The sequence below is a fragment of the Colwellia sp. MT41 genome, from assembly GCF_001444365.1.
Lineage (GTDB): Bacteria > Pseudomonadota > Gammaproteobacteria > Enterobacterales > Alteromonadaceae > Colwellia > Colwellia marinimaniae.
Window position 1 is genome coordinate 124,853 of sequence record NZ_CP013145.1, and the last position, 26,989, is coordinate 151,841.

15 protein-coding genes are annotated in these 26,989 nt (G+C 38.0%); 12 read left to right on the forward strand and 3 right to left on the reverse strand.

What is annotated here, in order from left to right:
• Positions 1 to 73: 73 nt before the first annotated feature.
• From CMT41_RS00545 to CMT41_RS00575, 7 genes are all read left to right on the forward strand, one after another.
• Positions 74 to 667: an ECF-type sigma factor gene (locus tag CMT41_RS00545; RefSeq protein ID WP_058026049.1), complete on the forward strand. Its 594-nt coding sequence runs from the start codon at positions 74 to 76 to the stop codon at positions 665 to 667.
• 95 nt (positions 668 to 762) lie between these two features.
• Positions 763 to 3,069: a serine/threonine-protein kinase gene (locus CMT41_RS00550; RefSeq protein WP_257721039.1), complete on the forward strand. Its 2,307-nt coding sequence runs from the start codon at positions 763 to 765 to the stop codon at positions 3,067 to 3,069.
• A 375-nt stretch (positions 3,070 to 3,444) separates the two neighbouring features.
• Complete coding sequence (locus tag CMT41_RS19410) at positions 3,445 to 9,534, forward strand: PKD domain-containing protein (protein ID WP_058026051.1); 6,090 nt, start codon at positions 3,445 to 3,447, stop codon at positions 9,532 to 9,534.
• A gap of 21 nt (positions 9,535 to 9,555) precedes the next feature.
• Positions 9,556 to 9,939 carry a four helix bundle protein gene (locus CMT41_RS00560; RefSeq protein WP_058026052.1) on the forward strand — a complete coding sequence of 128 codons (384 nt, stop codon included), beginning with the start codon at positions 9,556 to 9,558 and terminating at the stop codon, positions 9,937 to 9,939.
• 249 nt (positions 9,940 to 10,188) lie between these two features.
• The gene (locus tag CMT41_RS00565; protein WP_058026053.1) at positions 10,189 to 11,856 is read left to right on the forward strand and encodes an RNA-directed DNA polymerase; all 1,668 of its coding nucleotides are present in this window, start codon (positions 10,189 to 10,191) and stop codon (positions 11,854 to 11,856) included.
• 19 nt (positions 11,857 to 11,875) lie between these two features.
• Positions 11,876 to 12,397 (forward strand): Lcl C-terminal domain-containing protein, encoded by a 522-nt coding sequence (locus CMT41_RS00570; RefSeq protein WP_058026054.1) that lies wholly within the window; start codon positions 11,876 to 11,878, stop codon positions 12,395 to 12,397.
• A 284-nt stretch (positions 12,398 to 12,681) separates the two neighbouring features.
• On the forward strand, positions 12,682 to 13,656 hold the full coding sequence (locus tag CMT41_RS00575; RefSeq protein WP_058026055.1) for a transposase: 975 nt from the start codon (positions 12,682 to 12,684) through the stop codon (positions 13,654 to 13,656).
• 43 nt (positions 13,657 to 13,699) lie between these two features.
• On the opposite strand, the gene CMT41_RS00580 is transcribed toward CMT41_RS00575, so the two are convergent.
• Positions 13,700 to 14,068, reverse strand: a complete 369-nt coding sequence (locus tag CMT41_RS00580; protein WP_058026056.1) for a helix-turn-helix transcriptional regulator — start codon at positions 14,066 to 14,068, stop codon at positions 13,700 to 13,702.
• Between the two features lie 232 nt (positions 14,069 to 14,300).
• Here CMT41_RS00580 and CMT41_RS00585 point away from each other — a divergent pair, with 232 nt between their 5' ends.
• From CMT41_RS00585 to CMT41_RS00605, 5 genes are all read left to right on the forward strand, one after another.
• Positions 14,301 to 17,906, forward strand: coding sequence for a PKD domain-containing protein (locus tag CMT41_RS00585; protein ID WP_058026057.1), 3,606 nt, complete (start codon positions 14,301 to 14,303; stop codon positions 17,904 to 17,906).
• 469 nt (positions 17,907 to 18,375) lie between these two features.
• Positions 18,376 to 19,623 (forward strand): hypothetical protein, encoded by a 1,248-nt coding sequence (locus CMT41_RS00590; RefSeq protein ID WP_058026058.1) that lies wholly within the window; start codon positions 18,376 to 18,378, stop codon positions 19,621 to 19,623.
• A 44-nt stretch (positions 19,624 to 19,667) separates the two neighbouring features.
• On the forward strand, positions 19,668 to 20,057 hold the full coding sequence (locus CMT41_RS00595) for a hypothetical protein (protein ID WP_231732931.1): 390 nt from the start codon (positions 19,668 to 19,670) through the stop codon (positions 20,055 to 20,057).
• A complete protein-coding gene (locus CMT41_RS00600; protein ID WP_057179230.1) occupies positions 20,050 to 21,645 on the forward strand; it encodes a sensor domain-containing diguanylate cyclase in 1,596 nt (531 codons plus the stop codon). Before CMT41_RS00595 ends, CMT41_RS00600 begins: the two co-directional genes overlap by 8 nt.
• Positions 21,645 to 23,555: a putative bifunctional diguanylate cyclase/phosphodiesterase gene (locus CMT41_RS00605; protein WP_057179231.1), complete on the forward strand. Its 1,911-nt coding sequence runs from the start codon at positions 21,645 to 21,647 to the stop codon at positions 23,553 to 23,555. Before CMT41_RS00600 ends, CMT41_RS00605 begins: the two co-directional genes overlap by 1 nt.
• Before the next feature lie 9 nt (positions 23,556 to 23,564).
• Here the strand turns inward: CMT41_RS00605 and CMT41_RS00610 are convergent, their stop codons facing one another.
• Positions 23,565 to 24,353, reverse strand: coding sequence for a hypothetical protein (locus CMT41_RS00610; protein WP_058026059.1), 789 nt, complete (start codon positions 24,351 to 24,353; stop codon positions 23,565 to 23,567).
• Positions 24,354 to 24,472: 119 nt separating this feature from the next.
• Positions 24,473 to 26,908: a glycerol-3-phosphate 1-O-acyltransferase PlsB gene (gene plsB / locus CMT41_RS00615; RefSeq protein WP_057179233.1), complete on the reverse strand. Its 2,436-nt coding sequence runs from the start codon at positions 26,906 to 26,908 to the stop codon at positions 24,473 to 24,475.
• Positions 26,909 to 26,989 lie beyond the last annotated feature (81 nt).

Genomic DNA, 26,989 nt, shown 5'->3' on the forward strand with positions numbered 1-26,989 from the left:
TTGTGTTGAGCGAGCAAAACGGGTATGTTTTGTTCGCTCATCATACAAATTAGTCTGAAAAGGATATTCACTAATGCCAACATTAAATAAAGTACCAACAACAGATTTTACTCAGGTACTAAATGTTTGGGTTACTCAGGGAGATGTAACGAGTGCGAATCAACTGAAGAGCATGATTTACTATCACTTAAAGGGCATTGTAAAAAATCAAATTAGGACTAAAGCCAAAAAAATTGGCAACACACAATTATTAGAGCAACTCCCCAATACCACCTCATTACTGCACGATGTTTTTATCGCCTTGGTGCCACCAAAAGAAATTTTTACCAATCGAGAGCAATTTTATCTATCACTGGCCTTGTTTGTGCGTTGGATGCTGCTTGATGAGCTGAAAGCTAAAAATGCTCAAAAACGTGTTTTAAAAAAAGAAAATATCTTAGCACTAGTAAATATGGAAGTAGAAAGTGACCCTTATTTTTCCTTTGATTTAGCACTATCAAATTTAGAGAAACTCTTACCCCGTTGTTATGAAATTGCCTTGTTGCACTACTTTTTGGGCTTTAATGTCGCCGAAATTAGTAGCAAGTTAACCTTAGAAAAATCGACCATTTATAACGAACTGGCAACAGCTAAAGCCTATTTACGTACTCAGTATCAAGCTGCGTAATGTAAAAACCTGATATACCCCACAAACTTTCATTTTAAAATAAGAACAATATGACCTTTAATAATTCACTAGCATTATTCCAGCATTTGCTGACAATGGATAAAACCAATATACGTAATAATTTATTGCAGTATATTGATGAAAATCATGAGTTTTATCAAGAGGTCATCGCCCTGATTAATGCCCATGAAAAAAATTTAGAGCAGACAAAATTTAGTGGTCTAATTAGTGAGCAAGCATCAGTATTGGTTGATGACGAGGTAATTCATCAACTGTTAGGTACTCAACTGGGTTATTACCAATTAACTGAAAAGTTAGGTCAAGGAGGTATGGGTGTTGTTTATCTTGGCGAACGTAATGACGGCAAACTGACGCAAAAGGTAGCCATTAAGTTTGTTTATCCTTCTATTGCTGCTCTGGCGGGTGATGATTTTTTAAAAAAAGAGGCACAGCATTTAGCCAACCTAGGCCATCCTAATATTGCCAAAATTTATACTATTGATAATACCGAAGATGATGTGCCATACATGGTGATGGAATATATTGAAGGTTTAGCAATTGATCAATATTGTCATCAAAACAAATTATCATTAAAAGCACGTTTAGCGTTATTTCAAAAAGTATGTGATGCAGTACATTTTGCCCATCAAAACATGATAATTCACGCCGATATCAAACCCTCTAATATCTTAGTGAATGAACTCGGTGAGCCGAAGTTAATGGATTTTGGTATTGCTAGAACCATTAATCAATCAATAGATATTGAGGATGAAAATAAAGAGGTTACTCAGCGTTATTTGCAAGCGGTAAGTCATGATTTTTCCAGTCCAGAGCAATTAAACGGTGAAATACTAACCTCGAGCACGGATGTTTATTCTCTTGCTCGGGTATTAAAAAAACTATATAAAAATGAAACAAAGAATCGCAGTGGCAAAGAAATTAACGCCATTATTGATAGAGCTTGTGCTGTTGAATCGAACTTGAGATTTCGTTCTCCGAATGAGCTTTCTCGTGTTATTTATCATTTTACAGAAGGCTTTCCAATTAAGGAATACAGCGATACGCTCATATATAAAACCCGTAAGTATGTTAGCCGTAACTGGATCGGTGTTAGCTTGTCTTTTGCTTTATTAACTTCTCTTCTTATTGGGGGAGGAGCCCTTGTTTGGCAAAATAGTGAGCTACGAGAGCAAATTACGATTAGTAATGAAGTTTCAGGTTTTTTATCTAGTTTATTTACCGCCGCCAATGCTTATGATCATATAACCCCTCAGGTTAAAGATTTACTTGATGCGGGTGTAAAGCGAGTAGATGATGAATTAATTGCGAGTGATACGATAAAAGCTAAGTTAAAAATATCTATGGCCAATAGTTATTCTGGGCTCAAAGAGCATGCAATAGCGGAAAAGCTTTATTTGCAAGCTATTACTCATCTAGAGGCTTCTATAGAGGGGGACAGTTTACATGAAGCATATATTTTACTGGCCGATCTATATACCAATATGAGTAAATTTTCGCAAGCAGAAAAATATTTAGATAAAGTCAACAATATTAAAAATAAATCAAAGCAAGTAACATATTTTATGTGGTCAAGGTATGCAGACTTGCACCATACAATAGGGGAGTATGATAAGGCACTAACATATTATAAAAAAACACTTAACGGGTATAAGTCAGAATCAACGGCTAAACTAACTAAAATAGCCGATGTACATAATAATATCGGACTTATTTATAATCGACTAGGTGAGTATGATAAATCTGTAAAGTACTTGCAGCAGGCCATAGACAAAAGTAAAAAAATACATGGTGATATAGCACACCCAAGAATTGCCGCTGGTTTTTTAAATTTAGGTGCTGTGTTGGGTAAGCAAAATAAGCATCAAGAAGGGATTCGTTATTTATTAAAAACGTTAGCTATATATAAAAAGATTAGCCCAGAAGGGCATCCAGGAGAAGGTGTATTATACAACAACTTAGGAGCCGCTTATTTTAAATGGGACAAACCTAACGAGGCACAAACTTATTATGCTATGGCGCTTGAAAAACAGCAAAAAACTCTGGGAAGAGAGCATTTAAATATAGCCATTCTAAACCATAATATTGCTAACGCTCAGCGTTTATCTGGTAATGTGAACAGTGCTATTAGCGCACATCAAGAAGCGTTATCTATTTTAACGGAAATTAAAATATCAGGTCCAACGTTAGCCATTTTTAAAGGGGGGTATAGTGAAACATTATTTAAAGCAAAAAGGTATGAAGATGCTAGCATAGAAATTGCTTTTGCAATTTACACACTTAAAAAAACTATACCTAATCATCCAAAGGTTAAAATATTTGGCAAACTACAAAAAGACATTACAAGTCATTTAGCGTCAAAAATCGGCGATAATAAAAAGTAGGGGTGATCCATTCTCGCAGCGCTTAAAAACAGCACAAAAGACTTTATGCTCAGTAAAAGCCAATTCGTTTGCTATAACAGAGGATTTTACCCCAAGGCGAAGCAAGTGCTTCGCCTTTTCTATTCTATAACTCGCTATGTCGTTCTTTTCCAAATTGAACAGGGATAAAAATAGTCACGAAAGACGGCGTTTTTTTCCAATAAACAATTGATTTTTTAATGAGCGATTTAGGGAATGATTTATTGGCTATTAAGTGTTTAGATAGCTGCAAATTTAGTTTTGTTAAGCTTTTGTCAAAGTCTTGTTAAATGAATTTCATTTACTACAAAATAATAACAATGAATACACAGTCTCTAGCATTAAAAAGGAAAGCCCATGCTCCCGCCGGCAGTAAATATAAATATCGGATTGGTAAAATACATTATAAGTACTTTGTTTGTCTTTACATTAAGTGCTTGTGGCGGTGGCTCGGATGAAAAACCTACTCAAACTCAAGTTAAACAATTTGCTATTACCGCCACCAGCAGTGCTGGCGGTAGCATCTCGCCACAAGCTATTAATATAGATGAAAACAAAACCACTACATTTACTTTAACAGCAGATGATCATTATATTATTGATAGTGTCACCGGCTGTGTTGGCTCTCTAGATGGTGATGTTTATACAACGGCAGCAGTAACTGCCGATTGTAGTGTAGAGGTAAGTTTTAGTTATGTTAATCAAGCGCCAATGGTTAATGCTGGTGAAGATCAAGCAGTAGAAGAAACAGCTACTGTTACCTTACAAGGCTCAGCGACAGATAACGACGGTAGTATTGCTAGTTACCAGTGGGCGCAAGTAAGTGGAACGAGTGTTGTTTTAAACTCACCAAGCCACTCAGCTGCAAGTTTTACTATTCCAACTATTTTAAAATCTGAAACATTAATATTTTCGTTAACCGTTACCGATAACTCTGGCTTACAAGCCACCGATGAAATATCAATTAATGTGAATCACATTAATATTGCCCCCACATTAGCATTAGGTGATGATATTAGCGTTAGTGAAAAGTCGACGATTACATTAACGGCAACAACGGGTGATATTGATGGTGAAATAGCTCAGTATCAATGGCAGCAAATAGCAGGTGACACGTTAACAATATCTGATGACAGCGCCTCAACGTTAACCTTAACGATTCCTGATTTAGTCGAAGAAAAAACAGCAACCTTTCAATTAACAGTTACCGATGATTTAGGCGCAACAGCAACTGACTCGATTATTGTTACCATGATTAATGATAGCCAAGCACCTAATAACGTAGCACTTGTTGCACTTACGGCTTTGTCTGAAAATAGCTTTAATATTGACTGGTTAGAAACGACCGACAATTTAAGTTTAACCGCTAACATTAAATACATTATTCATGTTTCTGAACAAATAGGCTTTACCCCATCAGCCTCTACCAATCAACTTGAACTAACGGGTAGAGCAAGCGCAGAACTCTTAGGGTTTACGGCTAATACTACTTATTACGCTATTATTGTTGCCGAAGATGAAGATAATAATATTAGTTATTCTAATCAGATGAGTGTTACTACTATGGCGAGTGCAGTAGTAGTAAATAGTAGTCAGGTTGTTCATGAAGTTACAACGGTAGCCGTTACTGACACTCAACTAATTTATACCCTAGGTGCTGATGAACCAGAGCCTCAAATAGGTGAAATTATTGTTTCATCAAATGAGAAGGGCATACTGAGAAAAATTACAGGAGTGTCAATTAATGGTGACCAAGTAACGGTTGATACTGAAAATGCCGCTTTGAATGAAATATATGATGAACTTGATTTAAACACCTCGATTAAATTAATAGACGTACCTGTAAGTGAAAATGTTACACAAAATAATTTGAGAAAAATGAATTTAGCGGGCTTGTCGTTAAAAAAATCGATAAGTATTTCGGGTAATAATATTAATGAGCTAAAGTGGCAAAGTAGTGGTTTAACACTTTCGCAAGAAATATATTCGTCTCCAAACCCTAGTAAAACTTCTAGTAAAAGATCATATAAAATATCAGCAACAACCGCACAATCAACCGCTATCACAAGTCGCCACCAAGAAATAAAAGATGTAAACCTTATGGTGAAAGGACCATTAAGGGTTTCTTTTATGCCAGGTAAGCGTGGAACTTTTACAATAAGTGCTGCTGTCATTAATGATTCACAAAATAACTACAAAGTATCAGAACTCGAGTTTATTAAAATAAGCCACAATAAAATTAAGCCTGAAAATACAAATTATGGTGTAAGAGTCGAATCTACTCCTTACGGAACTGATAATAACAAACGTGACGTTACCTTATCTTGGACAACAAAAGAGTCGCATGTCGATACACAAACAGCCCAACCTTATATTGCAACTTTTAAAGCAAAAGTAAGGGAACGCGATTGTATTGTTTATAAATGTAATAAAGGCAGTGCTACTATCAGTGTTAAAATTTATGTCGGTAGCACAGAGATCCCAAAACTAAACAGTGTGGATTTTAACAAAGAAGGCGACATTACTATCATTGGTAGTGCGAGTTTTAAATTTGAACCTAAAATTGATGTTGGAGCAAAAATCAGCTTTGGCAAGCTACAAAATGCGCATGCGGTAGTGAGTGGTTATCTTGATTTTGATGCCGATTTACAAGTAATAGCGAATGTATCTGGAGAAGTTAAAGGTTCGCAGCAATTTGTTAAAAAATCATTTGTAAAAGTGCTAGTCGTTGGTGGTGTTCCGGTTATTATTCGCGGTGAATTTACCCTGACAGGAGAATTTAACGCTATTGCAACGGGTGAATTAGATTTAACCAACCATTTGAATGTGGGTTTTGACTTTAGTGCTGGTTTTAAATATGTACATGGTCAATGGATTGCGGTTAGAGAAAGTAGACCATCGTTATCTTATAAACTAACGGGTAGCGCTAAAGCAGAGGCTTATGCTGAATTAAGGTTAGTACCTGAATTAAAACTTTATTTTTATGAATTTACTTCAGGTCACATAAAAGTAGAACCTTACATTTATGCGGAAGCGGGTATAGAAGGTGAGTTTGTTGGTTTGGCGGCTTTAGAAACTGGCGTAGATATAAGTAGCGACTATCGTTTTACTAAGCTTAATGCGGGTATAGGTATGGACTTGAAGCTACGAGCAGGCTTTGAAGTTTTTGACAAATCAATCGCCGGCTGGCCGAGTAAAAACTTAGATGATTTTAATACCTATGCCGTATTAAATAAAACACCTTTATTTGGCTTACCTGTTATTAGTTTAAGCCCAACAGATATTTTGGGTGCAACTAACAGTTGTCTTATGGGGGTTCAAGCAAAAGTAAAAGCGATAAAACTTCCTTTTACTGATAATGAAACACTCAATGATTGGGAAGAAAATAGTGGTCACTGGACGGTATTTCCCACGGCTGATAACGACAGTATTGTTATGCAAGGCAACGGCTTTACTTATGACGCACAAGCCTTACTAACAACGAAGTCTGAATACCGATTACGTTTTTCAGGTCATAGTGAATTAGGCTCTTGGGCAAATCAGTATCAAGATGTAGTACTCGACTTTAGAGATGAAAATCAAGATTCACTACCCGATTACTGGGCTACTAAATACCAAGTTTCATCTGCACATGCTGATATAGATAATGACGGGATCAGTAATTTAGAAGAATTCAACGCTTGTACTTTTCCAAATAATGCAGATAGCGATAACGACGGCATGCCTGATGGCTGGGAAGTAACACATGGCTTAATGCCAACGGTTGATGATGCCAGCGAAGACAGTGATAACGATGGTCGTAGTAATTTAAGTGAATTTCTTGATGGTACCGATCCAAACGTAGAAGACGAAAATCCAATCCCTACCGTATCAGCAGGTAGCGACCAAAGTGTTGATGAACAAACATTAGTAACACTTACAGGTAGTGCAACCGATGTAGGTGGAGCGATAGCAACCGTACTTTGGCAACAAACCAATGGTACGAATGCTACCTTAAACTCAGAAAATTCACTTGAGGCCACCTTTATTGCGCCAACGGTGAGCGAAGTTGAAGTGCTTACCTTTGCTTTAACTGCCACTGATAATAGTGGCGCACAAGCACAAGACACCATAGCGATAACAATAAATCCGGTTAACAGTGCTCCAATTGCCAATGCTGGCATTGATATTCTTATAACCAATGGTGAAACCGTAGAACTTGATGGTAGCCAGTCAATAGACACTGACGGCAATATTGTGAGTTATCAATGGTCATTCTTAAATAACCAAACACTCACCATTGATAATGCCGAAAGCGTAATGGCAGGTTTTGTTGCGCCAAGCGTAACGGCAAATACACGTTATGAATTACAACTTACAGTAACCGACAACCAAGGTGCTACCGACACTGACACGGTAATAGTAGAAGTAACGCCAAATTTAGCGAATGGCGGTGAATTAACCTCAATTCCATTAGCGGAATTAACCAATAAAGTGATTGTTATTAGAGAAATTGATGATGAAGGGTTACATTCTACGTTAATCTTAAAATTAACGACTTCTGGACCTAGAGTTTATTTTGCTGGACAAAGTAAAGATGCAAGTACAGGTGAAGTAAGTACCGACATTGTTGAATACCCATTAACTTGGCAAGTAGCCAATAATGATTTAATACTCGACAGCAATGCCTTTGGCAGTTTAACGCTAAACTTTGCTGACGGCGTGGTAGATTTGGATGAAAACCTAACCAGTTTAGGTAACGACATAAAAATAGCAGAGCTTTATCATTATCAAACACTAACCACTAATAGCCTCGAAGGTTACCGTTTTACCATGATGGCGAATGAAGCCAATGTTTACTTTGACTTTATTTCTGCGACTAAATTATTTATATACACGCAAGGCAGTAATGATATTACCGAAGCAAGCTGGGAATATACTGAAATTGATGGACAATTACGCTTATTGCTCGATTTTGGCACAGGTAACCCGTATGTAGGTACTTTTAATCTATTTAATACTTGGAACCTTGTTAGTAATTTTAGAATACTAAACATTTCAACACTGCCAAGTATTACCAATCCTATATCTGCATTGGTCTTCACCGACGCGAATTTAGCAAATTGTGTAGCGCAAGCCGCGCAAGCTAATCATTGGCAGAGTGTTGAACAAATAACCACACTAGATTGTAGTAACTTAAATATTACCGATGCAACCGGTATTGCACAGCTTATTGCATTGGTAAATCTTGATTTAAGTAATAATCAACTCACAGAAATTGACTTAAGCAGTAATATCAATATTACGCACTTAAACCTTGATAATAACCAGTTAACTAGTATTGATTTTACCAATAACACTTTATTGCAAACCGTGTCACTGTTAAATAATGTCTTTACGCAAGAGGCGCTTGATTATTTGGCATCAATTAACTGGGTTAATAATTTAATTTACCAAGTTGAAGAAGGGTTACCGCCATTACTTTCATTTTCTTCTACCGCAGTAAATTCAGTGCAAATAACATGGTCGGCACAAGTAGGTAATATTGCCAGCTACCTAATTACTCAAGACTCAGGTATTAATGTTAATCATCAACTAGAAGATATCGATTTAGCAACAGGGCTAACGTTAACGTTTGTTTTACCTGAAATAACCGAAGAAATTATCCTTGAATTCACCGTTACGGTAACTGATGACGCAGGCAGGTCAACCACTAGAACTATATCGTTAACAATAACGCCAACTGGCACACCACCCACAACCTCAACAGGCAAACTAAACGACACTGGTATAACCACCTGCTCATCAGGCTCAAGCAATGGTTTAGGCTGTCCAGTAACTGACTACAACGGGCAAGACGCCGAATATGGCAGAGATGCACAAGCGACAGCAGGCACCTTAACCAAAGTGGGTGCAGGGAATGCAGGGTTTGACTTTACTAAGCTTGATGCTAATGGCAATACCTTACCTGCCAATGCAGCGCAGTGGTCATGTGTGCAAGACAACCACACCGGGCTAATGTGGGAAGTTAAAACCAATACCACAGGTTTACACCATAATAACGACCGCTACAATTGGTACAATACTAATGCTAGCACCAATGGTGGTGCAGCAGGTTATGCCGACAATAATGGTAATATTTGTTACAACTACAACAGCGGTGATGCCAATAGCTTTTGTAATACTCAAGCTTTTGTAGCGCGCGTAAATAGTCAAAGTTTATGTGGCGCAACTAATTGGCGCTTACCTAATAAAAATGAATTATCGTCAATTGTTGATTTTGGGACATACAGCCCAGCAATAGACAGTAATTATTTTCCTAATACGGTTAATAGCTGGTATTGGTCGTCCTCCCCTATTGCCTACTACGGTAGCTACGCGTGGATCGTCTCCTTCGGCGATGGTGGCGGCTTCGGCGATCGCAAGAGTAGCGGCGGTCGTGTGCGTCTTGTTCGCGGCGGACAGTAATTTGGCTTTTTGGGGTTTTTTATGAATTATCAACGTTTACCCATATGGCAACAAGCAAATAGACTGTTGTTTGAATTAGAAATAAGTGTGAAGCAGTTTTCACGTTACCATAAATACAGCGTTGGCTTAGAGTTAAGGCAAACGGTGTTACGTTTATGTAAAGCAATTCACCGGGCTTTTACCCGTAAAAATAGCAAAATAAAATGCATACAACATGTGGTCGAGTTAATAGACGACCTTAAGTTTCAATTACAATTAACTAAGGAGTTAAAAGCATTTAAAAATTTTGCTCAGTACGAGCAGTTAGCCGAATTGGTTGTCAGCTTAGGTAAGCAAGCTGGCGGTTGGTTTAAACAAGCAAAAGCAGAAGTTAATAAAGTTAAACTTAGTGTTAACCTTAATTAGCGAGTCTTAATATCACTGTGCGTCTAGCCCACTTAATCGTTTTTTATATATTTTATAAAAAACGATTAAGTATAAAACCAGCAATAAACTACCGTTAGGATGTTTATTGTTAATAAAGTGGTTAGATAAAGAAGGTAACAGGTGAGAGACCACTTTAAATGGTCGTCCTCCCCTAATGCCAACAACAATAACAACAATCATGTGCGTCTTGTTCGCGGCGGATAGTGATACCAGTAAAAGGGCATTAATATGTTAACGCACTTACATGTAAGTGGTGACGTGCAGAAACGCACTAAATCCACAAACGTATGGCAACGTAAGAGTGATTACAATAATAACGCCGAACCTTATTCGTATTTTAACTTGCAAGCAGTAGACAATGCCTACAGGCAGTGTCGTAAACGCAAGCGAAAAACGGTAAGTGCTTGTTTATATGAAACCAAGCTATTAGATTACACCATTAATAGTAAAAACGCCTTGCAAAACCTTTGCTGGCAACCAAACCCACCCATTGCTTTTGTGGTAACAAAACCTAAAGCACGGGAAGTATATGCCGCACAATTTGAAGACCGCGTAATACATCACTTGCTTATTAATGAACTAGAAACATTGCTTGATAACCAGTTTATTTATGACGCGGCTTCAAACCGTAAAAATAAAGGCACGCACTTTGCCGTTAATCGTTTGCAAAAATTTATGCAGCAACATCAGGGTAAAGGTTGGTTTTTACAGCTTGATATTGCCAATTTTTTTCACAGTATATCTCAACCTATTTTATTAGCGTTATTGCAAAAACACTTAACGAAACAGGTGAATAAAAATGCAATATCTTTTGAAAAGTCACAGCATTTATTCTGGTTATGCCGACAAATTATTCTACAAAAAATTGATGTAAAAACCTGCGTTAAATTAGGTAACCCAAAAGATTTCACCAAAGTACCAAAGCATAAACGGCTAACAGAGTTAGTGCCAGGCAAGGGTATACCTATTGGCAATCTTACTAGTCAATTTTTTGCTAATATTTACCTTAACGAGCTAGACCAATACATAAAACACCAGTTAAAGTGCAAGCATTATGTGCGCTATGCCGACGACTTTATATTGTGTCATACCAACAAAGCACAGTTACAGTTATGGCAAAATGATATTGCTGATTTTGTTGAACAAAAACTAGCGTTGTCATTAAAAAACGACATTATTTTACAGTCACTAAGTCAAGGGGCTAATTTTTTAGGTTATATTATTAAGCCTTATTATAAGTTAGTAAGAAAGCGAGTATTAGGTAATTTACATGAAAAACTGATGGCATTGTATGCACAAATCACTCCGCACAAAAAAAGTCAGCTAGATTGTAAGCCCGAAGTAATACAACAATTACGCGCGGTGCTTAATAGTTACTGGGGGCATTTTGGCCATGCTGATGCTTATACACTTAAAAATGCTTTGTTTCGTCGTTACGCTTGGTTGCAGTGGCTTTTTATTAACCCGCAAAAATTAATACCCCGTTGGTACCCTTTAAGGGTAAATCGTTTTTATTGTCAGTGGCAATATTTTTACCTGCAATACCAAGGTTTTGTGGTGTTATTACAGTGTGGCAACAGAATAATAACGCAACGTATATTACCCGTAAGTGGCTTTAGTTTACATTATTTATATTCAAATAATAAAGTGATAAATAACAAAAACACAAACAACCAAGGTAAAAGTACTCGTATGCACAGTAACAGCAAGGCGATAACCTTGTACCAATTCCCGTTACGGCATTTGTTGGCGGTGCGTAAGCACTTAACATTAAATAACCAAGCTTATGTGTTTTGTAACGAGCAAGGTTATTTAAAAGGCGGATTAAAAAAGCGTTGTGTCCGTATTATTTCTTTAGCAACAAAAAATCATTCGTTAACAAATATTAATACCTAAATTAACATAAGGAACAAAGATGAATAACCCAATAAAAACAGCGTTACTTTCAGTATTAATGCTAATAGCGCTGCCCAGTAATGGGCAAACCTGTAACAGTTCAATTACCCCTAGTACGCCCACTAGCCAATTTGACCTAAACAGTGATGGTACGGTTACCGACAATAAAACAGAGTTAATATGGATGCGCTGTAGTTTAGGGCAAACATGGAATGCAAGTGACAGTAGTTGTTCTGGCAGTGCCCTTAATTATAACTGGCAAAGCGCACTCACTACGGCAAACAGCACTAGCTTTGCTGGGCAAAATAATTGGCGATTACCCAATATAAAAGAATTAAAAAGTATTGCCGAGCAAGCTTGTTACTCACCGGCAATAAATGTCAGTGTATTTCCTGATACATCGACATCAAACTATTGGTCGTCCTCCCCTGGTGCCAGCAGCAATAACTACGCGTGGATCGTCTACTTCAGCAATGGTTACGGCTACTACGATAGCAAGAGTGACTACGGTCATGTGCGTCTTGTTCGCGGCGGACAGTGATTTGGCTTTTTGTGTATAAATAAATTAAATAAATGATAAATAAATGAGGACAGCCATAAACTAGACCTATTAAATAGAAAGTAAATAGAAGACACCCACCTTAAATTAGAAGTAAATAGAAGATAAATAGAAGACACCCACCTTAAATAGAAGACACCCACCTCATTGGTAATTCCCAATAAATAGAAGACACCCAATAAATAGAAGACACCCACCTCATTGGTAATTCCCAAAACCTCAACTATGCTTATTTAATGACCAGTAAAATAGTTGAGGTTACTACTATGGCAACGGCAAGAAAAAAACAAATCAGTTTAATTGACACTCCTTACTATCATTGTGTTTCTCGTTGCGTTCGTCGGGCTTTTTTATGTGGTGAAGATAAAGTTACCGGGCAGAGTTATGAGCACAGGCGCGGTTGGGTTGAGAAGAAACTATTAGCGTTAAGCCAAACCTTTGCCATTGATATTTGTGCTTACGCGGTAATGAGTAATCATACCCATATCGTTTTACATGTTGATGTTGAACAAGCCAAAACATGGACAATGCATGAAGTGATTACCCGTTGGCATCAATTGTTTAAAGGTACACTCATCACTCAACAATACTTGCGTGGTGAAAAACTGATTAAACCTCTGCAACAAATACTGGAAGAAACCGCAGAGGTATATCGAACACGGTTAACCGACATCAGCTGGTTTATGCGCATTCTAAATGAAAGCATTGCCATACAAGCTAATAAAGAAGATAAATGCACTGGTAGGTTTTGGGAAGGACGTTTTAAATCTCAAGCCTTGCTTGATGAAGTCGCTTTAATAGCATGTATGGCTTATGTCGATTTAAACCCCGTTAGGGCTCAGATGGCTAAAACCCCAGAAACATCAAATTACACCAGCATTCAAGGTCGAATAAAATTAGCGATTAAGGGTAAACAAGCGCCACAATTACTGCCATTTATCGGTAACCCAAGAAAGCACATGCCAAAAGGCTTACCCTTTGAATTATGTGATTATATCCAATTGGTTGATTTAACGGGTCGTTGTATTAGAGCCGATAAACGTGGTTATATTGAAAACTCCCAACCTGAAATATTAACCCGTTTAGGTATAAGTCCGCAAAACTGGTTGGTATTAACCACCCAGTTTAGACAATGTTTTCATGGTGCTGTAGGGAGGGCGCAAGCACTGACGGATTTTTGTGAGCATCAGCACTTAAAAAAACGTGCGTCGGTGTCCATTTGCCAAAAGTTGTTTGCTTAATTAACCTTATCAAACCACAGATAATAACTTGTGCCTACTTTACTCAACAAGCTTGGCTTAATTTAGAAGGTGTTTGATTTTCATAGCGTTTAAAAACACTACAAAAGATTTTATGCTCGGTAAATGCTAATTCTTTTGCCACCACCGAAGATTTTATACCTTGTCGAAGTTTTTGCTTTGCCAAACTTATACGGTACCTTGCTAAATATTCCTTCGGACTTTTCTGGCAGTACTCAGCACACCAGCGCCTTAATGTAGCCACGTCAATGTTAAAATACTTGGCTATTTCGGTAATATAAATATCTCGGTAAGAGCCTTCTGGCAATGCCTGCCTTTCAATAATTAAATTATCAATAGCACCATTTAATGCTAACTGGAATTGATATTGGTTATAAGGTTTTACTCTCGCCATTTAGGGTTGCTTATTGCTTAAGTTATAAGGACATTTTGCAATAAGGGCCTTAAATAACTAGTCACGAAAAACAAAGTTATTTTTCCAAAAAAATAAATAATTAATTTGTATTTAATCTAAATTTTACTGCGCGATTTAGGGAAGGTTTTTATTGTTACAAAATGGTTAAATAAGCGACAGCTTGACTAGGTAACCCTAAAACCAAAAGAATACTCATAAACAAGGATTGATCATGATCAGTAGAAAAGCTTTCCAATTATCCATTATTGCCAGTGCGCTTATGCTATCGGCTTGTGGCAGTGATAAAAAAGAAGAAATTAAAGACGTCGTTGATAAAAAAATTGAAAATGTACTGCCTAGCGCAACAATAGCAAACATAAGCGTTAATGAACTTGAAACAGCATCATTAACGGCAACAGCAGCAGATAGTGACGGCACAATCAGTAGTTATCTTTGGACACAAAACAGTGGTACCAGCGTTACCCTTACCGATGCAGATAAAGCTACTGTTTCATTTGTCGCGCCAGAAGTGACTGCCCATGAAGAAATTGGTTTATCACTTACGGTAACAGATAACAGTAATGGTTCAGTGACTGTGACTGGCACGGTAATGGTTAACAATGTTAATAAGTTGCCCAGCGTAACAATTGAAAATAGCCAAGTTAATGAAAAATCCACGGCTGTTATTACAGCAACAGCCACAGATACTGATGGTGAAATAACTACTTATGCCTGGACACAAACCAGTGGTACCAGCATTACCCTTATCGATGCGGGTAAAGCCACGGTGTCCTTTATTGCACCTGAAGTGAGTGCAGATGAAGAAATAGAGTTATCACTTACGGTAACGGATAATGATGGCGGCACAGCAGTTGCGACCACAACAATTATTATTAAGCAGCTTACTATTCCGTTAACTATTCAAGGTTTAGCTACAGATTCACCACTTGGTCATGCTGAAATATCAGTAACTGTATCTGGTCGAGACATCACCGTTGATGTGACCGCTGATGAAAATGGTGTTTATAGTGTTGATTTATTACTAGATGATACTGAAAGTGAGGCCTTTATTTCTATTATCGCTAAAGGTGTTGCAGAACAAGTTAATGCCGGTTTAATTTCATTGCTTGGCACCGCAGGCCAGTTAAGCACTAAAGCGGGTGAAGACAATATCTTAACTCAAGACGAACACTTTGCTGTTAACGTCACCAATATCACTACAGCGCAATATGCCCTGGCTAAGTTAGCTAATAATGGTGAGGACATTACTACCGATGAAGTGTTAGAACAATTATTGCAAAGCATAGATTATGATGAGGTGATAACGCTCGCTACGGCAATAAAGGTGGCAATTGATAAAGCGGGAACTAATAGCGATTTAGCCTTACCTAGTGGCATATCAGATACACTAGCTTTAGTTGAAAATACTGAACTTACACAAGTGTACATCGAAACGGTAAAAGATCAGCCAGAATACCAAGAGGCACAGGAAGAAATTTATCAAGATACAAACTTGGTTGATGTTTCTACATGGCAGGTACCAAGTGCCTATTATGAGAATAAAACAGGTTTATTTTGGAATAGTATTTATCGATTTTATAATGATAATACCGGTAGTTACGCACAAGAGGAGTTTACCTGGCAGCAAGTTGATGGCGTTATCACTGCTACGGTAACCAAGCAAGAGCCAAGTACTTCATATGATAATCGTGAAATTAACGGTCAAATGACTCAGGTTGAAACTACTTATTCAACACTTAGTTATACCTTTAAGCGCTTAACCAGTGGTGAGAAAAGTGATGTACTGTTAGTTACAGTTAACAATCAAGTTCACTTTCCCAATGGTGAATTACCCGATGAAATAAGTAGCTCTACCGATACGTTATCCATGGTGAAAACGAGTGGTTTAGAGAGTATTAGTCATACAGGTTCAGCCATTGCTTACTTGCCTCGTCTTGATATTGAGTCAGGTAATCGAGCAGACGAATATATTTTAAATGCTGACGGCAGTGGTCACTCTACCATAGCTAATAATGACTTTACTTGGCAGGTTAATGCGGGTGTACTTGAATTTATCTACCCACACGATAACTCAGATGCAACAACAATTTATCGCTGGAGCCAATTGCCTAAAAAAAATGAACATCTATTTTATGCGATCGAAGTGATAGACGATGGGGATTTGCTATCGGAAAACGATATCGTTGGTATCGGTGCTATTACCACTGCATTACCTCCGTGGGGTGATGCAGCTGGAATTGCCGGTATTTATGCGGGCCAAAAGCAAGGTGATAGCGATGATGGGGCTTTCTGGTTTGAGCTGCGTGAAAATGGTGAAGCCGATACCATTTCTGCTAGTGATAAAAATGAAGATGGTGTTATTACTGAGGATGAAGCAACCATTATGCCAGGTAGTTGGCTTTTAAATAGTGATGGTTCATTAACGGTTAAACGTGTTACCGATGAAAACTATAACTACACTGAGGACTGTCGTTATGAAACTACACCGGGTTGTATTTTAATTAATGAGCGAACTTGGACGTTATTTTCCCATCATGATGATCAATATCAGGTATTTCGTAAATTTGATTGGCGACCTTCTAACCGCATATATTATACCAACCGTACTCTTTATAAACTTGACTCTGCTCCTGTTGAAATCAAACCAATAGAAGTGCCAGAGTTACATTTTGTTCTTGACCAAACAAGCCAAACTCACGGTGAAAATGTTTTCCGCTTTTATAAAAACAAAACAGGTACTAAGGGCGAAACAAGTTTTAACTGGACTAATGCTAATGGAATAATTGAGGTCCATACCAATTACAGTACTGTCTCGTACGGCGGAGAAACCCGTGAAATTAATGGTGTTATGATTAGGGTTTCTACAGAGTCTTATGATGAGTTTTATCAATTTACCCCAGAGCCGCCAAACCCCAATGGTAGTAATATTAGTGCTTATTACCTAGAGACAACCCGTGTTATACACTTTCCTAATGGTGAGTTTTATGATGAAAGCAGTGTTACAGGTAAAACTGTTCATGTAGTAAAGGCATCTAAAACTATAGCTATTAACCATACAGGTGCAGGTTATGCGTATTTGCCTTTTGGTGATGATAGAGAAAATATTTATGCCGATGAATTTGTTTTAAATGCCGATGGTACTGGTCAAGCAACGGTAAACGGTTTCGATTTTACTTGGCAAAGTAATAACGGTGTCTTTGAAATTACCCTACCAAATGGCCAGGAGGTTGCTAAATGGCATCAATTAACCAATGATCAGGGCGCAAACTATTATGGCCATGAAATGTTTATTAGTGGTGAGGTTAATGCCTCTGATGATTACCTTGGTTTAGGTGCAATTCTAACGACACTGCCTGAATGGGATAGTAACAATCTCGCAGGTATCTATAGCCCCATTCAAGATGCTGTTGGCCATGATGGCCAGTCTTTCTATTGGTATGAGTTTAGTGCTAATGGCGATGTTAATACCTACTGGCTTTATGATGCTAATAACGATTATGTTTTTAGTAAAAGTGAATTGTATACTGAATTTGGTAATTGGCGCATAGATAGTGACGGTGTTTTAATTATCACCTTAGTATCAACTGTTACGGGTGATGCTAGTGAAAGTTGCCGTGAGGTAATTGCCAATACCTGCTTGTTGACAAAAGAAGTTACTTTACGCTTGCTGGGTGAGAAAGATAACCAGCTTGAAGTATTTCAACGGTATTTTCAAAAATCAACGCATCAAGACGTAGAAGATAGCTTGAGTTATGAAAACCGTCCTCTATTTAAATTAGATCAAGCTCCTGTTGATATTATGAACTTGCCTGATTAATAGCAGAAAAAGTTCAGTAAAACTGAAGGCCATGTTTGTATTGAGCAAGCGTGGTTTTTTTATCGTTACTTGTTAATCACGAAATTTCGTTGAGTTTTTATATGCTAGCGAAAATTCTTACTAAATGTATTCTTACGATAGGAAATGTAAGGCGTAATACCCTTTATTTTAATGCAAATCATGGTGTTGTTATTAGTGATATTTTTTCCTGAGCATTTGATTATTTCTTAGCTGGATAAAAATAGCTCGTGAGATTAGCTTAATTAAATTAATGATAAGTCGTTAATATTTGTCTAGGCTCTTTACGGGATTTACTAGCTAATCGATAAATAGCTAAAATTAAATGTCAGTTTTTATGTAAGTGATTGTTTTTATTGTTTTTTGCTTATTCGCTAATGACTGGCACATTGAATAATCAGCAATGTTGATATATATTTTATATATTCCTTAGCTATTGGTTATCTGTTGTATGCTCTTAGCACAATGTAAAAATTTCCTCTGCTTTGCTCTTGTTGGCCTTGCATTTCATGCGGCAGCAAATGAGACGGGTAATGAAAAATTACAATTCAGTGGTTTTGCCACGCTAGGTGTTGTTTATTCTGACTCTGACCATCATGGCTATCGAAAAAATGTCGGCTCAGATGATGCTGTATATTCAGGTGAGGTTGATTTTAAGCAGCATAGCTTACTAGGCTTGCAAGTCGACTGGTCTATATCACCAAGCTTTGATGTTGTATATCAAGCAGTGCTTAGAGGTTTACCCAAGCCGTCATTAGATAGATATACCACGCTGGCTTTTTTGCGTTATGAAGTGAATACCAATTGGACTATAAGGCTTGGTCGGACAGCTCCAGATGTTTTTTTACTAACTGAATATCGAGATGTCGACTTCTCTTATATTTGGGCCACAGCTCCCAATGAAATCTATGGCATTATCCCTTATCGAAGTATTGATGGTATCGATGTTACTTATAGTCGAAGAGCTTTAGGTGGCGTTTTTACCAGTAAATTGTTTACCGGTGCAAGTGAGGCAGAAATCTCTGCAAGTTCAGTGATCGAAGAGATTAAAATTGACGATATTATTGGCCTCTCGCTCACCTTTGATCACTTTAACTGGATAGTACACGCAAAACATAGCCAAGTTAATATTGCTAATGAACCTAAAACTAACGCCTTGTTAGCGGCGATCATTAGTCAAATTCCCGATTTTTTATGGCCTAATCAAGATGTATTTGCTCAGTCAATACGGATGGTGGGACAAGAAGTAAACTATTCATCAATCAGTGGTCAATATCAATGGCAACATTGGTTGGCATCAGCCGAGTTGGCACATATTAACTCAGCAAGTGAAGTCATTCCTAAAATAACCAGCGGTTATGCGGCTCTGTCATACCAATTAGACGCCCACCAATTTTATGGTATTTATGCTTTTACTGATTCTAACAATTATATTTTTGCTGAACCAGGCGTTAATGAGTTAGCACTAGAAGAAATTATTCATGGCACTACGACAATGATGAATTTCTATGCGACCAACCAGCAAACAATATCCTTAGGTTGGCGTTGGGATATTACCAGTTATATGGCCTCATCGTTACAATGGAGCTACACCCGTATTGATGAAGGTGGTGGTACCTTGTGGCTAAATGAAGCGGATCAACATAACGTAGCAGAAGATATTAATACCTTGTTACTTACCTTGAGTTTGATTTTCTGATGGCTAAATTCCCTCAAATTATCGTCATTATAATGCTGACACTATTGAGTGTAATAGTTCAGGCACAAGAACCTCTTGCCGTGGTGGTTAATAAGGCCAATCCTGTTGATGAATTATCCCGCTCCGAACTGATTGACTTATTTATGGGCAAGTATGTGGCCTTTCCTAATGATAGTAAGGCTATTCCAGTCGAGCTTAAGGGGGAGCATGCGATCAAAGTTAAGTTTTATAAAAATCTTGTCGGCATGCCTTTATCTCGGGTTAACGCTTATTGGTCTAGATTACGTTTTACTGGTAGAAAGCGCGCCGCAGTATTTCAGTCAAATGAAGATGACCTAATTGCTTTTATTATAGCGAACGAACAAGCGATTGGTTATGTACCGCAGTCACTTATCACCGATGATTTAAAGGTGGTTTATATTTTAAATGAATAAATCGGGCTTAGTTATTCGATTGGCAGTCGTTATTGTCTTTACAGCAGTTATTGTTGGGCTTATTACTACCCAACTTTTCTATCGTTATACCTTTCTTAACGAGCAACGACTGGGAGAACAAAGTATTAAGCAATTGTATAACACGGTTTCCCCGACGGCCTCTATTGCCAGTTATTTAGGTGATGAAGAACTAGCGAAAGAGGTTATTAATGGCTTGATTAGTAATGATCTTATCACTGCTGCCGCCATTAAAACCGATGTGCTTATGGTGAAAAGTGATAACTATCAAGAGTCGGCAGCTATGCTTGAATTTATCTTGTTTTCGCCTTTTCAACCAGAACGCAGTGTCGGCGTACTTTTTGTCAAAGCAAATGAAAAATACCTCGTTGAAAAAGCCAATAATATAAGTGCGACTAATACTATTGTGGTCGCGGTTGAAGCCTTAATTATCACCATTATTTCCATTTTTGTTACTTATTATGTTATTACCCGTCCTATCTTAAGCATTAGCAAAGCATTGCATGCCATCAGCCCAGGAACGCGAGAACGAATAAATAAACCTTTATCACATCAAAAGAGTGAAATAGGTCAATTAGCGGATGATGTAAATAGTTTATTAGCAAAAGCCGAGCAACAAATGCTCAGAGAAAAAAGCCTTAGAAGTGAAGTACAAGTATTAGAGTCAAGATTTAGAATGCTCTTTGAAAATGCAACTTCAGCGATAGTATTGGTTGAGCCGCAAGGTGATATTCTACTTTATAATCAAGTATTTGAGCAGCTTATTGAGAAACTTAAACTGCCATTAAAAAAGAATTATGGTAACTATTTGCAAGACCTTTTTATCATGAAAAAAGATTTACATGAACAGATTCGCATTGCTTTTACTAATGATGAGTCAGCCGTGGCAGAGCTGGAATTAATATCGTATCAAGAAGAAAAAATTTGGGTGCAAATAGTGGTGACTCAGCTAATAACCGATGACTTTCAAGAAAATTATCAAATTACCTTACATGATATTTCCAAGCGTAAACAACAAATATCATTACTTGCTCAAAAAGCCAATTATGACAGCTTAACCAAGTTACTTAATCGCCAAGCGGCAGAGCAGCATTTAAAACAACTAATCTTTACTAGAGTACCTTTCGCGCTGATAATGATGGACTTAAATGATTTTAAACCGATAAATGATATCTTTGGCCATGATGCGGGTGATGAAGTGCTGATTCATGTCGCCAGTCAGTTAATGAAAAGCTTAAGAAAAGACGATATTCTATCACGTTGGGGCGGCGATGAGTTTGTCATTATTTTACCTAATGCTATAAAAAAAGAGGTGACTAATGTCTGTGCAAAATTGGCTGCACAGTTGAGTAAACCTCATCATTTATCCCAGTATAATAAGAGTGTTAGTGTTACGGCAAGTATGGGGGTTAGTTTTTATCCAGACGATAAATTGGAGTTATTAGAGCTCATTAGAGCGGCAGATAAAGCCATGTATCAAGTAAAAAGAGAAAAATCGACCAATAAAGAGCTTTATTTAGCCTTTAGCAGTGATCTTGCTAAGCAAGCCAATGATAGTACGTCAGCATAATGGCCGTAATAGATGCGGTAGGGCGCTCTTCAATAACACTCTTTTCACAACAGGAAAAAGTTCATCGACTTAGACTAACGCTGAAAATTTTGTTGACTATTCTTACCCTGCTGCTGCTTAGTGAGCTGTTTTTTAATGGTCAATCAGTGTTAGCTTTTGCTATGTTTTCATCGATTAGCCTGTTAGTGGTGTTTTACTATTGGGCTTCTGTCGATACCTGCAGCGTTATATCAGGCATGGTGTTATGGTCTATCGCCGTATTTATTACTTACGCTTGTTGGCTGGGTGAAGGTATCTTTGATGCCGCGGTATTAGCCTTTCCTTGCCTCTTGATGTTAGCCATAGTGCTATCCGGTAAGCTAATTTTTATTTCCTTGTTTGTCTATCTGGTTAGTGCTTTATGTTTCTTCGCTTTGGCCCATAATCAGGGTTTTTTAGTGGCTAGCGGACTGTTTGATACGTTACCCATGTGGGGACGTGTCTTTAGTTATGTGGTCATGTTGACCTTCTTTTCGGTCGGGGTGTTTTATATATTTGCCGATATAAGAACAAGGTTCAAATACATTTTGCAAGCCAATGCTGCGCTTGAATTAGCCATTGCTCAATTAAGAAAAAGTAGTCGCTTTGATCAACTCACGCAATTACCCAATGAAAATGCTTGTAAAACTGATCTTGCACAAAAGCTAAAGCAACAAAAATCGTCAGGTCATCTCTTAGCTTTTATCACCTTGAATGTGGGTAATTTACACTTAATTAAGATGAACTATAGCCATAATGTCTGTGATGAAGCACTTAAACTATTGGCAAAAAGGTTGCTGTCTTTTGCCAATGACAAGACGGTTGTCTATCGGTTTCAACAAAATGAATTTGTTATTTTAAAACACTCCGTGGATTATCGTGGCATCAGTAAATTTGCCGAGCAAGTGCAGCAAGTTTGTTCCCAAAGTTATCATGTCACTGACTTTGAACTTGCGCTGCAACCTGATATTGGTATTGCTCTTGCTCCTTTTGATGGTAGTACTATGGCCGAGTTGCGGCATAACTCTCACTTAGCCATGCATGCTAAGGGTGAAGAGGGTAAAGCTGATTTTAGTTTCTTTGACCGAGTGATGGCGGTGCAAGAGCAAGAAAAGCTACAACTAACTAAAGCGTTAAAAAATGCCATTAGTAATCATGAGTTAGTTGTCCACTTTCAGCCAAAAATAGACTTAGTGACCGAGCAAATAACCGGTGCCGAGGCTTTAGTACGCTGGCTTAGTCCAGAGCACGGCTTAGTACCGGCAACGATCTTTATTCCATTGGCGGAACAATCAGGAGTAATAACTGATATAACTCATTGGGTTATCGAACAATCAGTTGCCGCGTGCAAGCAATGGCATCAGTTAGGTTTTAATAAATTATCTATTGCGGTGAATTTATCCGCGGAAGATTTTAAACGCGGTAACCTATCAACACATATCCTGAGTGCTCTTACTCAGGTTAACCTAGCCGCACATTTTTTAGAGCTAGAACTGACTGAATCCATGTTGATGGATGATATCAATTATATTCAGAAACAAATTAATGAGTTGCGCTCTTTTGGTATTTCATTTGCCATTGATGACTTTGGTACTGGCTATTCTAATCTAGGTTATTTAGCAAAATTTAATGTCTGTACACTTAAGTTAGACCGCTCTTTTGTTAAGAATATCTGTCATGCAACTAATGAACTACAGATTGTTAAAGCGATAATAGGCATGAGTAAAAGTTTGAGCATTACCAATGTCGCTGAGGGCATTGAAGATAAAGCAACCGCAGATTTACTGGCAGAACTAGGCTGTGAGATGGGGCAGGGTTACTTCTGGTCTAAACCGGTAGTACAGCAAGAATTTATTGCTTTATTAGTAAAAAATAGCCAAGAAAATAAGTGATTTTAGTCTTTATCGTTGAATCGCTAGTTTGGCTTGTACCTTCTGCATATGTTCTCTAAAACCCTTATCGAATTTACTTTCCCCACAAGCAAAACTTGTTCTTGTCGCTTCAATTGGGCTACCGTACATTTGCTCTGTCACCATAGTGCAACTACCGTTGTCATTTTTAGTAATACGGGTGTTATTAGAAACACTGGTATTTAGCTTATGTTTTTGATCGCGAGTCAAAGGAACCACAGTATGAGGCACGGGAAAGGGCTCACCATGCATGATGGAAGCGGAACGCTTTTGTGTTAATTCAGTAAAGGCCTGTTGCCGCTGTTGCTCGGCTACTTTTTGTCTAAGACGAGATAAGCGCTCAAAGCTCGAAAAACTGCCTTGGCTTACACTTGGCACTTTATTTTCAGTGGTTACAGTTGTACTTTTAACAGTATTGCTAACCTGTCTAGGTGGCGCTTTAGCTACAGCGATAACAGGGGTAGTTACTGCTTTATTAGCTAATATTTTAGCCACTGTTTGCCCCAAGGCTATCTTCTGGTTTTCAGTCTGCTGCGGCGCTGCTATCTCAGCGATAATTTTTTCTGCGGTAGTTTTTTGAGTGATTATTTCTTGAGGCGCAACTTTTTTTGATACGACTTTCTTAGGGGCAGAATATAAAAAACTTTTGATTATGGTGACTTTAGGCGGCTTTTTCTTGATAACCTTAGGACGATTTATTGAGCTGTTAATTAGGGCAATTAATAGTAATAAGTGCAGTAAAACAGAGATAAAAATGGCAGTGTAAGATCCCTTTAACACAGAGTATTTATTCTTTTAGTTTCCATAGGTAATGTTCTAGACCAAAAAAAACACCACAGGTTCAATACACAGGGTGTTTATTTTTCTAGCAAGTTATTACTCAACGAGCACTATTAGGGTTAGCGGGCGATACTTTGTAATACTTCAATGTCGACCAAGTTAATGATGGTGGCTTTTATTTCAGCCATGCTACTACTGGCAATGAGTAAACCATCATCATTTATTTCAATATAGCCATGCTGACGCATGCTGGCGATTAATGTTGATTGCGCACGTTTGTCGGTAAATTCTGGGGCATTAATATTATTTAATACCGATAAACGCTTGGCAATAGCCACTACTTTGCTTTCTAAATCACGTTTACTTAAAGGCCCTAAACGACTGGTTAATGACGTGATAATCGCTAGGCGCTGTAAGCTTTCATCAACACACTCCGCCATGGCGTGAACTTGGCTTAGGAGCACCATATCGTCAGTCAGTGACCAAAAACCAGCTTTACTTAATGTTGTAATATCTTTTGCTTGTAATGCCGCTAATATTTGATGCGTTTGTGTAGCGACCTGTTCGCTATCTTGGTATAAAAATAAATCTTCTTTGAGTAAGGCCATTAATGCTTGTACTTTGGCAATTAATTCGTCTTGATTAATTTTGTTCTGTCTATCGAGCAAACGACAAATAAGTGCTGGCAGCACAAACGTATGCAAAATATTATTGCGGTAATAGCGCATTTCAAGCTTGGCGGTATCAGAAAGTGATACCAAGCTACCAAAGCTATCTTCAGTGATAGTCACCTTGTTCAGTGAAATAACATGTGTCAGTAACTGGGCACCTGTTTCTTCTGGAATGGTCAGTTGCTCACTAAAAGGCGCTTGGCGTTGTAAATTCAAGAAAAAATCGAGTTGTGTTTGTAATTCCATTTTAGCTAACGCTTTGTTTTTGCTGGCATGTAAAATCAACGCAGTTAAAGCTACCCCGTTCAATGCGGCACTTTTATTGATGTTTTCCATCACTTTATTAGCAAGTATATTGACCGTAGGCGTTAACCAAGTTGGTTTTTGTGGCGCAATAGGGTCTATGGCATCTTTCCAGTTGGGAACTTGTTTATTTAAAAACTCGTTGATATTCATCGGCTCACCAAAGTTCACATAACCATTGCCGTAGTTACGTAAGCTCTTAATTGCTTTTAGCACGCCAAACATCGATTCGCCTTTTTTCTCACCACCACTTAATTCTTTATGGTAAGTGCCTACTTCCATAACGTGCTCATAGCCTATGTAAACAGGCACTAAAGTTAGCGGTCTATCAATGCCACGCAGTAAACTTTGAATAGTCATCGCTAGCATGCCGGTTTTCGGCGCTAACAATCTACCTGTGCGGCTTCTTCCACCCTCAGTGTAGTATTTAACGCTATAGCCACGTTCAAATAAAAGTCCTAAATACTCGCGGAAAATAGTTGAATATAAACGGTTGCCGCCAAAGCTACGTCGAATAAAAAAGGCGCCGCCTTTTCTAAATACGGTACCTGCAGGCCAAAAATTTAAGTTAATGCCCGCGGCAATACGTGGCATGACTAAGCCTTCTTGCAATATGACATAAGAAAGTAATAAGTAATCCATATGGCTACGATGGCAGGGTACATAAATTATTTCATGGCCATCTTGTGCCAATTTACGTAATACCTTGGCATTAGTGACGTTAATGGCGCTGTATAATCTCGCCCATAACCAATGCAAAATAATCTCACCAAAACGTACCCAAGAAACACTGTAGTCACCAGCAATTTCATTCATCATGGCTAGCGCTTGTTTTTTAACGTCTGCTGCCGGTATTTTTTTACTTTTCGCTTCGTCACTGATCATGCGCTTTATTGACGGATTGGCAAACAAGGCGGTAAACATTTGCTTACGATGCATTAATCTTGGGCCTTTAGCGGCAATGGTTTGACGATGAAAATGAAAGCGAGCAACGCGTAAAAACTTATGTGCGGCAACTTCATCGCTACCGTGATTGTCAGTGATATCTCTAAAAGAAAAAGCTTCGCTAAAACGTACTAAGGTATCGCGACCTAAAAAGAGTACGATAAAAAATTTACGTAACCAATTTGGTGACTCTTGATCGGCAATCAGCGTGCCGATATTAAGGTTTGTACGCTCTTTGGTTGGTGTCCGGCCCCATATTAAATTGACTGGAATTAATTTTGCATCGAGACTTTCATCAAGTGCATGTAGCTTTAAAAGCTCTAAACCTTGGCTGCTTGCCGCTGTTTCACTGGCTTTACACCATGAAAAAATGGGTGTTGGTTTGGCTAAACATAAGGTGCGATTAAAAATTTTTCCGTTAATGCTAACTTGGCCAAGAGGATCGGGAAGATTTTGCTTTTTACAAGCACTTTGCAGGGTCAATAAGTCGGAAGCGGATTGATGACGAACAATATAAAAAATAGGATTATTTAGCGGTTCGGTCGCACTTTGACTGTCGTTGATGATTTTACAGCGAACCAGTAATTTAAGAGGGAAATTCAAGAAAAAATAGAAAAAAGAACGTAAGGCTAACATGTTGTCTTGCTCGGATTAGTCATTAACTGCTATAAAAAAAGATTTTAACATCATTAATTAACATTGTCTTGGTTTGTGGCT

Coding starts and splice junctions, on each gene's coding strand:
- CMT41_RS00545 (WP_058026049.1), top strand. CDS start 74: ATGCCAACATTAAATAAAGTACCAACAACAGATTTTACTCAGGTACTA.
- CMT41_RS00550 (WP_257721039.1), top strand. CDS start 763: ATGGATAAAACCAATATACGTAATAATTTATTGCAGTATATTGATGAA.
- CMT41_RS19410 (WP_058026051.1), top strand. CDS start 3,445: ATGCTCCCGCCGGCAGTAAATATAAATATCGGATTGGTAAAATACATT.
- CMT41_RS00560 (WP_058026052.1), top strand. CDS start 9,556: ATGAATTATCAACGTTTACCCATATGGCAACAAGCAAATAGACTGTTG.
- CMT41_RS00565 (WP_058026053.1), top strand. CDS start 10,189: ATGTTAACGCACTTACATGTAAGTGGTGACGTGCAGAAACGCACTAAA.
- CMT41_RS00570 (WP_058026054.1), top strand. CDS start 11,876: ATGAATAACCCAATAAAAACAGCGTTACTTTCAGTATTAATGCTAATA.
- CMT41_RS00575 (WP_058026055.1), top strand. CDS start 12,682: ATGGCAACGGCAAGAAAAAAACAAATCAGTTTAATTGACACTCCTTAC.
- CMT41_RS00580 (WP_058026056.1), bottom strand. CDS start 14,068: ATGGCGAGAGTAAAACCTTATAACCAATATCAATTCCAGTTAGCATTA.
- CMT41_RS00585 (WP_058026057.1), top strand. CDS start 14,301: ATGATCAGTAGAAAAGCTTTCCAATTATCCATTATTGCCAGTGCGCTT.
- CMT41_RS00590 (WP_058026058.1), top strand. CDS start 18,376: ATGCTCTTAGCACAATGTAAAAATTTCCTCTGCTTTGCTCTTGTTGGC.
- CMT41_RS00600 (WP_057179230.1), top strand. CDS start 20,050: ATGAATAAATCGGGCTTAGTTATTCGATTGGCAGTCGTTATTGTCTTT.
- CMT41_RS00605 (WP_057179231.1), top strand. CDS start 21,645: ATGGCCGTAATAGATGCGGTAGGGCGCTCTTCAATAACACTCTTTTCA.
- plsB (WP_057179233.1), bottom strand. CDS start 26,908: ATGTTAGCCTTACGTTCTTTTTTCTATTTTTTCTTGAATTTCCCTCTT.